This is a genomic window from Collinsella aerofaciens (genome assembly GCF_039752775.1).
GTDB classification, from domain to species: Bacteria; Actinomycetota; Coriobacteriia; order Coriobacteriales; family Coriobacteriaceae; genus Collinsella; species Collinsella aerofaciens_R.
Window position 1 is genome coordinate 13348 of sequence record NZ_JBDMGT010000007.1, and the last position, 14265, is coordinate 27612.

Annotated in this window: 9 protein-coding genes and 1 pseudogene; 2 read left to right on the forward strand and 8 right to left on the reverse strand. The window is 54.4% G+C overall.

Annotation, left to right across the window (positions count from 1 at the left end):
- Positions 1-3: 3 nt before the first annotated feature.
- The 5 genes and pseudogenes from ABHR63_RS03045 to ABHR63_RS03060 all read right to left on the reverse strand — a co-directional run bounded on the left by ABHR63_RS03045 (position 4) and on the right by ABHR63_RS03060 (position 7755).
- Positions 4-2145, reverse strand: a complete 2142-nt coding sequence (locus tag ABHR63_RS03045; RefSeq protein WP_346964846.1) for a C39 family peptidase — start codon at positions 2143-2145, stop codon at positions 4-6.
- 99 nt (positions 2146-2244) lie between these two features.
- Positions 2245-3099, reverse strand: coding sequence for a PspC-like choline-binding domain-containing protein (locus ABHR63_RS03050; RefSeq protein WP_346964845.1), 855 nt, complete (start codon positions 3097-3099; stop codon positions 2245-2247).
- Between the two features lie 15 nt (positions 3100-3114).
- A pseudogene (locus ABHR63_RS10020) lies at positions 3115-3978 on the reverse strand (glycoside hydrolase family 25 protein); the annotation flags it as partial.
- 265 nt (positions 3979-4243) lie between these two features.
- Positions 4244-6475 carry an N-acetylmuramoyl-L-alanine amidase family protein gene (locus ABHR63_RS03055; protein WP_138112759.1) on the reverse strand — a complete coding sequence of 744 codons (2232 nt, stop codon included), beginning with the start codon at positions 6473-6475 and terminating at the stop codon, positions 4244-4246.
- A gap of 59 nt (positions 6476-6534) precedes the next feature.
- Complete coding sequence (locus ABHR63_RS03060; protein WP_158554609.1) at positions 6535-7755, reverse strand: PspC-like choline-binding domain-containing protein; 1221 nt, start codon at positions 7753-7755, stop codon at positions 6535-6537.
- A gap of 360 nt (positions 7756-8115) precedes the next feature.
- On the opposite strand from ABHR63_RS03060, the gene ABHR63_RS03065 reads away from it, so the two are divergent.
- Positions 8116-8565, forward strand: coding sequence for a DUF4869 domain-containing protein (locus tag ABHR63_RS03065; RefSeq protein WP_138112761.1), 450 nt, complete (start codon positions 8116-8118; stop codon positions 8563-8565).
- Positions 8565-9542: a translation initiation factor 2 gene (locus tag ABHR63_RS03070; protein ID WP_117746656.1), complete on the forward strand. Its 978-nt coding sequence runs from the start codon at positions 8565-8567 to the stop codon at positions 9540-9542. The genes ABHR63_RS03065 and ABHR63_RS03070 overlap by 1 nt, the downstream gene beginning before the upstream one ends.
- Here ABHR63_RS03070 and ABHR63_RS03075 read toward each other — a convergent pair.
- The 3 genes from ABHR63_RS03075 to ABHR63_RS03085 are packed head-to-tail and all read right to left on the reverse strand — an operon-like array spanning position 9539 to position 14224.
- A complete protein-coding gene (locus ABHR63_RS03075) occupies positions 9539-12025 on the reverse strand; it encodes a glycosyltransferase family 2 protein (RefSeq protein WP_346964844.1) in 2487 nt (828 codons plus the stop codon). The genes ABHR63_RS03070 and ABHR63_RS03075 overlap by 4 nt on opposite strands.
- On the reverse strand, positions 12026-13093 hold the full coding sequence (locus ABHR63_RS03080; RefSeq protein ID WP_055286573.1) for a glycosyltransferase: 1068 nt from the start codon (positions 13091-13093) through the stop codon (positions 12026-12028).
- Between the two features lie 12 nt (positions 13094-13105).
- Positions 13106-14224: a glycosyltransferase family 2 protein gene (locus ABHR63_RS03085; RefSeq protein ID WP_346964843.1), complete on the reverse strand. Its 1119-nt coding sequence runs from the start codon at positions 14222-14224 to the stop codon at positions 13106-13108.
- Positions 14225-14265 lie beyond the last annotated feature (41 nt).

A 14265-nucleotide genomic window follows, 5' to 3' on the forward strand; every position in this document is an offset into this window, starting at 1 on the left:
TGTCTATTCAATTACCACGGCCTGGCTATCCATCTGTTGCCACGTGCCGAAGAAGACCTGGGCATTTCGCGTAACATTGCCGTTAATCGAATCCGAAAGATAGACAATTCCCCGCTCGTCATCATAGCCTTTAAGGACTACGGCATGATTACCGCCCCACAGACCATAGGAATGCCCGTTATACCAACGAGCAGCATAACGGCCTCCTGGCCAACTTCCCCACTCGGTATTCCACATCTCAACAGGTTGACCACAGGTCAGCTTGTTCTTAATGGAAGAAATTGACGAGAAAGAAACGTCTTTTGCCTGCTTGCCACTTCCAGCAGCACGCAGAAAGTTATTTCCAGCAATAGTAATCGCAGGGGCGACGCATCCCATGAGACCCCCGCTGCTACGCCTTGGGTTGCCATCAAAAGCGGTAACAAAGTTGCCGTTGCTTCCCTTGGGCAAGTAATAATCCGCAATAATCGTCTTACCTAAACCGAAACCATAGTAGTTAAGCAAGTTTGTAAGGGCAACCGACTCACAGCCAGTAGGAAGTTCCGGGTACTGCGAACAGCAAGGGACATCGACCCAAGCGCCAACCATTGCGCCGGATGAGCTGAACTTGTAGTCAGTAGAGCCGATCCAATACCAACCGTTGCTCAGCATTACTCCCCCACGTGCGGCATCAAGGTAATACCATGTGCCCCCAAGGGAAAGCCATCCCGTTTTCATTGTGCCAGAAGCGGAATCTAGCCAGTACCAGTTACCGCCATCGTTAAGCCAGCCGGTCGCCATTCGACCATCCGAGTTAAAGTAATACCAAGACCCAGCAATTTGCTGCCATCCAGTCAGAATTACCCCATTAGCAGAACAATAATATCGAGAACCCTGACTCTCAATCCAGCCCGTTCTGGCATTACCGTCATCGTCAATCAGCTGGATTCCCGAATCGGTCATTATGCCTTTAAGGTCAATTGCGCCGCTGGATGACGAATGATACATCCAAGACCCATCACCGTTTGACCAGCAATTAGCCATCATCTTGCCGGTACTATTAAATATGTATTCACATGATCCGATAGTTTGAACGCCCGTGGTCATGGCATGCGTCGAGGGGTCGAGCCAGTACCATGCACCGCTTAGGCTGAGCCATCCGGAGGCGAGGGCACCGGAGCCCGTCGCGTAGTACCAGGTCCCGCCGTCGAGCACCCATCCGGTCGCCATCGCGCCGGAGGCGCTGAACCAGTACGCTGAGTCGTTGCACGCGTGAAGGCCCGTCACCATGGCGCCGCCCGCGTCGGGGTCGAGCCAGTACCAGGAACCGCCGGTGTAAAGCCAGCCGGTCGAGGCGATGCCGTTCGCAAACCAGTACCAGGAGCCGTCGACGAGGCCCCATCCGTTAAGGGGGCCGCAGCTGCCGAAGTAGCGGCGGACGCCCTGCGCGTCCGTCTGGTAGCCCGTCAGCATGGCCCCCGTCCGGGCGTCGAAGCAGTAGGGCACGCCGCCGACGGATACGGGGCCGCGCGCCAGCGCGCCGGATCCCGTCGCGTAGTACCAGGTACCGCCGTCGAGGAGCCATCCGGTAGCCATCGCGCCGGACGCATTAAACCAGTACAGTGAGCCGTTGCACTCGTGAAAGCCGGTAGCCATGGCGTGCGTCGAGGGGTCAAGCCAGTACCACGTACCGTTTAGGTTGAGCCAGCCGGAGGCGAGGGCGCCGGAGCCCGTCGCGTAGTACCAGGTGCCGCCGTCGAGCACCCACCCGGTCGCCATCGCGCCGGAGGCGTCAAACCAGTACGCGGAGCCATTGCACTCATGGAGCCCGATGGCCATGGCATGCGTCGAGGGGTCGAGCCAGTACCAGGCCCCATTGGTATAGAGCCAGCCAGAATGCAGCGAGACCGGATTAACTGAATCCACATAGAACCAGTTACCGTCAAACGAATTCCAACCCTGATTCCATTTAACGGATTCTTGAGCAGACCCATCATTGATTGAATCGGAAGAATTAAGAGTCGAGGAGACGGATTGCTGCTCAAAATCAGTAGGGATGGAGGAGCTTATGGATTCTGCGTTCGCGATATCAACCACACCGGGCCCAGCGAGCAGTAGAGTTGAAAGAATGATTAGGATTAATGTTATTCGCTTTTTCCTTGCCATGTCAGCCCCCAGTAGTAACCAATTTTTACATAAACATAGTCTACAAATGGATAGCTAAGAGCAATATGTAATTAGAAAAAAGCAATTAAAGAAGAGTTGCTAGCCGAGCCAAGCACCATTACTAGCAAAAGAGTATTGTGCCCCGTCGATCTGCTGAACACCAGTAACCATAGCGTGCGTCGAGGGATCGAGCCAGTACCAGGCGCCGCCGACATATGCCCAGCCGGAGGCCAGCGCGCCGGAGCCCGTCGCGTAGTACCAGGTTCCGCCGTCGAGGACCCATCCGGTCGCCATCGAGCCGGAGCCGTTGAACCAGTACATGGAGCCGTTGCACCCATGGAGCCCGGTGGCCATGACGTGCGTCGAGGGATCGAGCCAGTACCACGTACCGTTTAGGTTGAGCCAGCCGGAGGCGAGGGCACCGGAGCCAGTCGCGTAGTACCAGGTCCCGCCGTCGAGGACCCACCCGGTCGCCATGGCGCCGGAGGAGTTGAACCAGTATGCGGAGCCGTTGCATGCGTGAAGGCCCGTCACCATGGCGCCGCCCGCGTCGGGGTCGAGCCAGTACCAGGAGCCGCCGGTGTAAAGCCAGCCGATCGAGGCGATACCGTCAGCGAACCAGTACCAGGAGCCGTCGACGAAGCCCCAGCCGTTAAGGGGGCCGCAGCTGCCGAAGTAGCGGCGGACGCCCTGCGCGTCCGTCTGGTAGCCCGTCAGCATGGCCCCCGTCCGGGCGTCGAAGCAGTAGGGCACGCCGCCGACGGATACGGGGCCGCGCGCCAGCGCGCCGGAGCCAGTCGCGTAGTACCAGGTCCCGCCGTCGAGGACCCACCCGGTCGCCATGGCGCCGGACGAATTAAACCAGTACAGGGAGCCGTTGCACTCGTGAAGGCCGGTTGCCATGGCACCGCCCGCGTCGGGCTCGAGCCAGTACCACGCGCCACTCTGAAACAACCATCCGGCATACGCCTTGCCGTTGGAGGCTGCATAATACCAGGTGCTGTCAATTAGTTGCCAATGATAAAGGGAGACATCAACATACGCGTAGTTCATATCAACGTTGCCGTTGATTCCAGGGACTTTTCCGTTGCTCTTATACTGCCAAAAACTGTAATTGCCGGTATAGTCACATTGCGAGTTATATTGAGCAATCCAATGATCCCAAGAGCTACTCTTAAATACAGAGTCAGTCAAAATGTTGTTAAACCAATTTAAATTTGCATAAATACCAGGCTCATATCCTGCGGCAGAAATCCTATTACAAAAAACCTGCGCCCTCGATGCAATTCCGGTTTGACGTCCATTTGCAATTATCGAGTTATCCTCAAGATCGTAATACACCGGCAATCTTGGATTATGTCCAGAAAGGCAATTGATCACCATTGATGCCTCATCGGCTGCCTGTTGATTATCAAAAGCATATGAATAGATATAGACGCCGTAGGGAATTCCGAGTCGCTCGCACTCAGAAATATTTCGATTAAATTGATAGTCAACTCGACCGCCGAAAGACGGAGCGCCAAACCCAACGCGCAGAATAGCGAAATCGATGCCAGAAGCTTTAACTGCGTCCCAATCAATACGCCCTTGGTGCTCGCTGACGTCAATGCCCTGAGCTGTAACCCCATCGGGAAGAGCGTCCATAGACAATAAAGCTATTCCGTCTTCTTCGGAAGAAGCATCATCTGAAACTAATTGTCCACCCTCATAACGCCAAGAATTCTCAACCAGAGTCTGAGCAGCCTCTGCATCCGCAGGGCATACAAACATAGAAACGGGCGCAAAGAGCATCAGCACCAACAATGCCGAAAACAACTTAAGATGTTTGTTCATGTAAACCTCGTCATTCGCTCTTGATTGCGTCTAGCTTACAGCATAGCTATGAAAGATTCCCGAACATCTAACAGGACAAGATGCCATCTAGGACAATAAATAGTTGGGCGCAATGCTGCAAAGAAAAGAAGAACTTACCGGCAGGGTTGAACCCGCAGGCTCATTGCCCCCTCCTCTTGCCCCCAAGAATACCGACTTCAAATAAACTTTCAAACCAGATGTCAAAAAGGTAGGGGGCCCAGAGAGTCCCCTACAACTCGGAATTCTAACGAATCAGTATTACTTTCGATGGGCCCAAAGCGGTCAAACCGGAGATGCGATTTCCATAACCATCACTATGCCAGAACAAATTTTCGCTCGGCGAATTGCCCCAGAAAAAGCCAATGTGGCTATCGTCCGCATATGGGTTGTAAGGATTGAAGAACACAATGTCCCCCTTACGAGCCAAACCACTACGTAACAACTCATCAATAGAGTTGAAATAAGTCACGTTCGCACACGTATCGATAGCGTAGCCGTACCAACGATAAGCGTTTACGCAGCCGCCCCTTCCGGGACCTCCACTCCAAGGGGAATGGCTCTGCTCGGCGGCAATGGGAGCTAAATTCCCGCCCGCCTTCATATATGCATGCGATACAAATCCACCACAATTCATGCCCGTATAACCGTCCCAACGCGGATCACCCTTTGGGTACATGCACGTTTCCTGGCTGAGATGCGTGTCGTAGCGTGTTCCACGGTAATAGCCGTCGTTTTCGTGGCTCATAAGCCAATTGACCAAGCTGGACCTATTGACCCCCAAAACAGAACCAGACGTATTCAACCATGCACCACTTGCATTGAAGTAATAGTCAACGCCATCGATTTTCAGCCACCCGTTAGCAAACATGGCACCCGAAGGCTGGAGCCAGTACCACGTACCGCCGTCATTAAGCCATCCAGTTTTCATCTTGAATGTGGAAGGGTCCATCCAATACCACGCACCGTTGACATATTGCCAACCAGACTTAAGGACACCATTGGAAGATGCGTAGTACCAAGTATTGCCACTTTCGTCAGAAGCGTCTTTCGACATAATCCAACCAGACGCCACGTTAACGACACCATTCGCATCCGCATAGAAAACCGCATCTCCAATATGAATCACACCTGGCAATGAAGACGAGTCAGTACGATCAGCGACTACAGGAGATCCATCAGATGAAGTAGGCAACGGCTCGCTCAGTGCTCCAGACGAATTCGCCCATACCATACCATCGTTCAAGTTGATCCAGCACGAAGATGCCATTGCACCGGAATCATAAGAAAAATAGCGCTTGCTTCCTACCGCAAATTCACCAGTACGCATTGCGCCGGATACATCATCAAGGTAATACCAGGCGCTTCCGGACTTTATCCATCGCCCTCGTTGAATAGCTCCGTTTGATGCGGCGTAATACCAAGTACCATCAGCAAGTGCCCAGCCTGTTGCCATGGCACCTGAGCTCGTAAGGAAATAGGTGGACGAGCCCACTTGCACAAAGCCCGTGAGCATAATATGGCTTCCTGGATCCAGGTAATACCAAGAATTCCCTAGAAGTAACCAACCTCCATGCAGTAAGCCGTTGGAGTCAGCGTAATACCAGTTGTTGTCAATAAGTGCCCACTGGGAGGATAGCATGGCCCCTGAACTGTTAAAGATATAAGAGGTGCCATTGCATTCATTCAGCCCGGTGGCCATAGAACCGTCTGCAGGATCAAGCCAGTACCAACGACCCCCATCCGAGAGCCAGCCCTTTACCAGAGCGCCAGAGCCGGAAAAATAATGCCAGACAGAAGCATCAAGATGCCATCCGATAAGCATTGCACCAGAAGAAGAGAATCCATACGTGGCTCCCCCAATCTGCAGCATCGCATCGTGGACCATCTTGCCCTCATCATCCAGCCAATACCAGTTGCTGCCGTCTGAAAGCCAGCCTTTTACCATGGCGCCAGAACCGGAGAAATAACGCCAAGCAGAAGTGGAGCCCGTAGAATCTAGGTACCAGCCGACACGCATTGCGCCCGAAGAGGAGAAGGCATACGTCGCACCCCCGACTTGAACCAACCCATCCTGAGCCATTCGACCTTCGTCGTCGAACCAGTACCAGCTACCGTCTATATGTCTCCAAGAAGAAACAGCGATTGTTCCGTCGGACAAGCCCCAACGCCAAAAACCAGCCCCTTCTTCGGGTGATATCCACCCCTGATGCCAAATAATTTGATTCGAAACCTCGGAAGGGGTCTCATTATCCACCTGAGAGTTCTGCTCGACAGCGAAGGTCGATTCGCGCTGAGCATCAACGCCTGACTCGACAGAAGCAATAGCAACGTTAGATGCGGGACCTTCGTCAGTGTTATTCGAATCAAGGGCGTATAACATCGAGGGCGAACCCAAAAGGAGCCCAAAAGAAATGAGGCCCGAAAAAGCCAGCACTCCGAATGACCATTTCTTCATAACAGCACGGTATCCAATCACGCAGCGGCCCCGTCGCTTCAGGGCAACGGGGCCTCAATCAAAACTAGCTCAGTAATGTGCTAGCCAATTTGCTGGCAGTTTTTGCACTCTCGTGAAGCGCCACGCCTCTGGGCCTCCTGAATAGAGATCTGCGAATAGCCCTTTGCGTCCTTACCAACGGTACGGCACTTATGCGTATGGTAAACATCGCTACCGTTCTTATACCAAACTAAACCGTAGCCCGGAATCCACTTGCCGTCCTCGCCGACATAGTAGGAGCCAACCCAGGCATTCGTAGCCATGGCACCGGAAGACTGGAGGTAGTAGTCGCCGACCCAGGCGTCGTGAGCCATAGCGCCGGAACCGCTAAAGTAGTACCAGGCGCCGCCGACCTGACGCCAGCCGGTGGCCATCGCGCCGGAATCGTCGAACCAGTACCAAACTCCACCAACGTTAGCCCAAGAGTTAGAGGCCATAGCGCCCGAACCTCCGAGCCAATACCACGTGCCGCCATTGCTGAGCCAGCCGGTTGCCATGGCGCCCGAACCGCTCGCATAGTACCAAGAGCCGCCTGCCAAGAACCAGCCAGTGGCCATTGCACCGGAGTCGCCGAACCAGTACCAGGAGCCGCCGAGGCTGCGCCAGCTGTTAGCGACCATGGCGCCCGAGCCGTCGAGGTAGAACCACGTACCGCCGATGTTGAGCCAGCCAGTGACCATCGCACCGGAGGCATTAGTGTAGTACCAGGTACCCGAATCGTTGATCCAGCCAGTCAGCATGACCCCAGATTCGTTGAAATAGTACCAAGCCCCGCCGAGATTATGCCAACCGGTCAATAGCTCACCGTCGGAGGTCGCATAGGACCACTTTCCGTAGATGGAGTCGTAGAACCAGCCACTATGCTGCATGCGGCCATCGGCGTTGGCACCAGGGGTGTTCAGGAAGTAGTTCTTGCCGTCAATCTGAACTCGGCCGTATGCCATATCATGGTTTTCGGGATAGAAGTAATACTTGTCCCCACCGATAGACTGCCAGCCCGACACCGCGGTCCCGTCAGCGCCAAAATAGTACCAGACAGCTTCGTATTCGTTATGCCACTGGTTCGTGACCATGGCGCCAGTTTCGGGATCGAAATAGCGAAGGTTGCCGTCCTCGCACCGAACGAGTCCAGTCTTCGGACGACCGTCGGAACACCATTCCGTAATCGGTCCACCGCCTCCGCCACCGCCAGCAATATCAGCAAATGAGGGCGCCGGGGCAACCGTCATGCAGGCAGCAGCAAATGCAACAACTCCCAGCACTGTTAGTCCGTGCCATCTTTCTCGAAGGTTTTTCATACGACATCCTTTTTCCGAGATTTAAGGCTCTCTTAAGTTATTTTTAAACTATCAATTCAGTATTTCAACGGGAAATCGATAAAAGGTGTCTTTGTGACTGCAATTTAAATATGAGTCGCCACACCTCAACCGTTACGCTAAATAGCTTCTAAGGCAAACTTAGCGCATGAGCGAACTGATTAAACGAGTGAACTGAATAATAAAGCAACAAAATACAAACCTTGGTCATCAATCACATCTACCGCGGGCCGATAACGCCCGCCTCATGTGCTGCGATATAATCAATCTCACTAGATGCCAAATCAGCAAGCCGAAGGAGCTGACGTGCTAACAATTCACTATGGTGATATGGAAAACGTTATCTACAACACGTCCGTTTACTTCGATAACGTATATTCGCCCCAGTGGTTTCAAGACTCCTTTGCCCAAAGGGTCATAAAATCCATCGACAAAGGCACCGTGGTAGGCCCCAATGCAATCGATACCAAGATTCTAGGCATCATTCCTCCCGAGAAACTATCCAGCGGCACCAAAACGCTACTGCTTATGTACTTTATGCCGCAGAATATATATAACGCCTCAAATTGCGGTGATAATTGCGCCTACTGGATTCTGAGGATCGCCGCGCAAAAGGATCTAACAATCAATCTCTACCACATAATGGATTTTGGAAACGGCAAATTCACGGTAACCATTGCAAATACGGGCGATATAGTCCACACAATGTTTGACCTTGTCCCCATAGCTGGAAAATGCCTAAGGGAGAACTCCTGATGCGCGGATCATACAAGGTAATTATTCAAAATAACCGGGTTCAGTTTAAACTGACCATCAATAGAAATCTGACCATCATCCAAGGTAACAGTGCTACAGGCAAGACAACTCTGCTTGATATGGTGGCAGCTCACGAAGAGCTTGGGGCACAAAGCGGCGTAACAGTAAGTTGCAAAGTGCCCTGTAAAACAATATCTGGAAAATATTGGCGTAGAGATCTCCAAGAGATTTCCAGCAGTATTGTTTTTATTGATGAGGGCAATACTTTTGTTCGATCAAGAGAATTTGCCCATGAAGCAAAGCGTAGCTCAAACTACTACGTAATTGTCGCCAGAGAGTCACTGCGCCAACTGCCCTATAGCGTTGATGAAATCTACGGTCTTAAGAACACCAACCGAACCACAACGAAGTATCCCGTTTACTCTCGTGTCTACACCTCTACATATCGTATTTACGGTGATACTGATTTTAGAGGCGAGAGGCCCGAGCTTGTCATTGTCGAGGACACAAATTCGGGCTACGAATTCTTCAGTTTGCTATGCAAAAAGAGCAGCATTAAATGCATCAGCGCGGGAGGCAAATCAAATATTTGCAACTGCATTATGGACGCACCGGAAAACGACATCCTCGTGATTGCCGACGGTGCCGCCTTTGGACCAGAAATTGCGGAAGCAGCTGCTCTATTGCGCCGAAAGAACATCAAGCTATTCCTACCGGAATCGTTTGAATGGCTCGTGTTGAAGTCGGGATTATTCAACAGCAAACACATTAAGGACATGCTGCTTAACCCCGCTGAACATATCGAAAGCTCAAAGTTCTTTAGCTGGGAGAAGTTCTTTACTGCAGAACTCATCGAATGCTCACGAGACACACGTTTTCGATATGACAAGAGCTGCTTGAACGAGGAGTACCTGAACCCCACCGCTCTTGCAGCTCTGGAGGATACTTTGCCGGACCTTGGCATTACTTCGCACTAAAACGAGAAGTACTCACTGTCGGAGGATAGGTTTGGTCCGAGCCACGGGTCGCCATCGAGGAAGAACTCAGGCCAGTGCTGCATGAACAGCGCCTGCTCACGCTTCCAGCGGCGCAGCTTTTCCTCGTTGGCCTCTTCCCTGCCGCGCGAGGTGAACTCGTAGTGGTACAGCTCGGCATAGGGCGTAAAGATGGTGCGGTAACCCGCCTCCCACACGCGCAGGCAAAAGTCTGCGTCGTTAAAACCGACGGCGAATTCCTCGTTGTAGCCGCCGACGCGCTCAAATACGTCGCGTCGCACCATCTGGCAGGCACCCGTCACGGCGCTAAAGTTGCCCGGGCGCACGGCACGGGCAAGATAGCCCTCGCGCTTTGCCGAGAAGTCCTGGTTGGCATGGGCAAGTGCGCCACGCACGCCAATCAAAATGCCGGCATGCTGCACCAGATGATCGGCAAAGTAGAGTTTGGCGCCCACCACGCCCGCATCGGGACGCTGCAGATAGCCCATCATCTCTTCGATAAAGTCCGGGCTTATGACCTCGGTATCGTTGTTCAGCAGCAGCAGGTAGTCACCCTTGGCGTGCTTCACACCAAAATTGATGATCTGAGAGTAATTGAACTCGCCCGGCCAGTACACAACGCGCGCGATGCCCTTGCCTTCGGATGCTGCAGCCACGCGCTCTGGCAGGGTTTCGTAATACGCAAACGTCTCCGGGGCTTCACTGTTGTTCTCCACCAAGACGATCTCGTAATTGGTATACGTGGCCTTCTGGGCGATCGACATCACACAGGCATCGAGCGTCTCAATGTGATCCTTGGTGGGGATCACAATGCTCACCAGCGGCGCAGGCTCCGGCAGCGCATGGCGCATGCGGTAGACAAACGGCGTCTCGGTCTCCTCGACCGTTCCGTGAACGCCCAGCGCGTTAAAGTGGCGCTGCAGCGCAAGACGACCCGCTTCAATGGCATACGGCTTGCTATCGGCAGAGCCATCGGCGGTCGATCCCGGATGCACGCGCCAGTGATACAGCACATGCGCAACGTGCTCAAAGCGCGCGCCGGCTGCAAGGCAGCGAAGCGTCAAGTCGTAGTCCTGGGCGCCCGCAACGTCTTCTGGGGACATACCAATGTGATCGATGAGCGCCTTCTCCACCATCAGGAAATGCGTCACGCAGTTATGGCTATAGAGCAGGTCGACGTTGAGTACGGTCTTAAAGACCGGCTGGCCCCACTCCCCCGTTTTCTGGAACATGTCCTCATCACAGAACAGGACCTGGGGACGCTCGCCCTCGGCCGCCTTGTTCAGCGCGGAAACATACTGGAATAACGCGTCCGGTTCCAGAATGTCATCGTGGTCCAAGAAAGCGATGTAGTCGCCTGTCGCTTGCTCGATACCTGCGTTGGTGTTGACCACAATGCCGCCGTTGCCGGGAAGCTCGATGCGACGGATGCGCTCGTCGTTGGCACCTGCCGCAAGGGTGGCCACCGCGTCCCATTCGGGCGAGGCGTCCATAAGCAGCAATTCCCAGTTGTCATAGCTCTGGGCTTGCACCGATTCCAGCAGCTCGCGCAGGTAGACCCGATCAGTCTTGTAGCACGGCACCACAATGCTCACGAGCGGTCTATAGGCAAAGGCCGCCGAAGCGACACGCTGGCACGCCAAATCGCCCGGCTTTGCGCGATGCTGCTCAAGCCAACGTCGATAAGCTGCGTCGTCTGCACGCGCGTCCTTCATACGGTTCCAGCTGTCGTCGACCATGCCGTTGTACAGGCGACCATCCATGGCGCAAAACCCGCTTTGGATCCGCTCTGTGGGATCGCTCACGATCGCGACAAAATCTCGTATATCCTGAGGCATCTCAACGCTCAGAAACGTTTTATTGACGCGGCATCCGTCCTGCTGCGGCACATCGACCTGCGACTCAAACACATGCACGGTGACATCGATGGCATTCATATGCGTATCGGAGATCTGGAACTCGGGTGCGCACTGGGGGTCTCCCGCCCAGGTAACCTCATAGCGCCACACCGCGCCGGAGTCTGCCGGCAAATAGCGAATGGCATCGATCTCGTAGCGACCGCAGCATTCGCCACGCTGCGCATCGCGGATAAGCGCGCACAGCGCAGGCTTTGCTTTGTAGTTAATCTTGGATTCCAGCTTGGCCACGCGGCTATCGAGGCGAATAGAGCCCAACCTTTGACCACCGGATGCAAAAACGACATCCATCGACGAGCCATCCAAAAACGGAAGTACCATGACGGCGAGCTCGCGCTCGTAACCGGAAACGGAAGGGCAAAGCGCCAGCACACGGCCATGATCGACCGGGAGCACCAGCGACGGCACACGAGAACCGCTCGTCGTCGCATGGACAAACGCTTGAGAACCCTCCCGCTCAATAAGCGCGGCGACATCCTGACCGGCAAAACGAAGCAGCACAAACAGACGGCCCTGGCTGCGGCAAAGTGCCAAACGTTTGATACTCATCTACACTTCTCGCTTTCCCAGGGCGTTCGCTGCCATGCGTTTGCAGGCACCCAGGCGCCCAAACCTCAAGACGTCGTAATCGAACATGAGCTTTTTGCACAAACGAGCAGCAGGGGCCTTACCGATAAGTGCCGCGCGCACCATGGCGGCAACCGAAGGAGCACATTGTGCGAGCGCAGCATCGTTGTCCACGGCAGAACCGTTAAGCGCCGCGGCAACGGCAGCAAACACTTTGCCGCAGTCCGAACCCAGCAACCTCAGCGCATCGTACAGCACCAGATCACACAGGAAGTACGCCAGGTCATCAGCATGCTGTGCGTCGAGACCGTCGCGCTGCCAGTCAGCCAGCATAGCGGAGTAAATCTTCACGTGCTCCAGCAGACGTGTCTCGTCGTCGTAGCGCATGGTGTCCATGAGCGAACCCTTGCGAGCCACGCGATAGTCGTACAACTTGTTCGAGATAAGCGCGGTCTTGTGCGAACGACCGTACACGGCAAAGTCGAAGACCTGGTCCTCGCCATACTTAACGGTTTCGTCGAACACGATCCCGTTGCCCAGCAAGAAGTCGCGCTTGCAGGCGGTGCGCCATGCAAAGGGACGAGACGCTTCCTTAAACAGCAGGTCGGAGCTATAGCCCTCAAACGACACATCGCGCGGGCTAAGCACATAGTTAAGCCACGGATACCCCGCCTCCAGCGGATACGGGTTCGCGCCAAAGGTCAACACGTCGCAGTCCTCGCGCTCAAAGGCATCGACGATCACGCGGCATGCATCGGGCGTAAAGCGGTCGTCGGAATCCAAGAACGCGACAATAGGCGCCGTGGACGCGGCGATGCCTGCATTGCGCGCGCTCGACAGGCCCCCGTTCTCTTTATCGACCAACGTAAAGCGCGCGTCCTTTTCGCAATAGGCAGCCGCAATATCGCGCGAACCGTCCGGCGAGCCATCGTTGACCAGCACGCCTTCCCAATCGGGCATGTCCTGCGCAAGCAGGGAGTCCAGGCACCAGGCCAGGCACTCCTCCACCTTATAGATGGGAACGACAACGGAAATCTTGGGGGTAGTCATAGCCAAGTGCTCCTACTGTGCGGCCGGCACGTCATCGGGATGCGGATTATCGCCGTAGGTGCGCTGATACGTCAGCACGCGCCAGACCAGCGGCAGGCCGCCAATCTTAAAGTAGTGCTTAAACGTATTGAGCTTGCCGGGCTTCTTAAAGTCAAAGCGCGAATCGATATAAGCACGGGGCGACTTGACCATCAGGCGCAAGTCGGTCTCGCCGCGCGGATCGAACAGCGACAGATCAAAGCGACCGGCATCCCAATCGGACTTGAGCTCGGGAGAGGCCTTCTCCCAAAACTGCTCGCGCAACTCATCGACCAGACGCTCGTCATTCCAGCGATACGTATCGACCTTCATGCGCATTAAAATGCCCTGGAGCTGAACCTTGAGCTCGGGACGTTCATCCAAAAAACGTTGCATCTCGGCATATTCGTCGCACACGCAAAACACCTTGTTGGGCGAATTAACAGAGCTCTTCTCATTGTCCTGGCGATAGCACAGGATGGGGTCCGCAATAAACGCGGCACGCTCGGCGCACGCCCAGACCTTAAAGTTAAAGCCTGCGTCCTGATACGAGGCGCCCGGCGTGGGAAGGAACCGAATCTGATTGTCGTTGAGGAACTCGCGCCGATAGATGGCAGACCAAATGGAAGGTTTGCGGTAGAAGATGCCAGGGCGATCGACGGGGCGATACGCGGCGCCCGTCATATGCTCATCGATAATCCCAAACAGCTCACGGCGCTCACTGGGCGCGGACCAATACAGGTAAAAGTCGCCCTTTACCACATCGGCATGCTCAGCATCGGCCTTGGCAACCAGCTTTTGGAGCGAATCCTCAAACATAAAGTCGTCGGACTCAAGGATGCCCACGTACTCGCCGCGCGCCATCTCCAGGCCGCGGTTCATCGAGTCACCGTAGCCGCTGTTGGCCTTGTCGATCATCTTCACACGGGGGTCGCGCTCCATGTACTCGCGGATGATATCCGGCGAGCTATCGGTGGAACCGTCATTGATACAGATGATCTCGATGTCCTTAAGCGTCTGCGCCACGGCGGAATCGAGGCACTCGCACAGGTAGCGTTCGACATTGCAAATGGGGACAAGCAGCGAAACTTTAGGGGTATCAGAGTTCTGCAAGAGAACCTCCTGTTGAGTAGCGTGTAACAGGGTTATTTTAA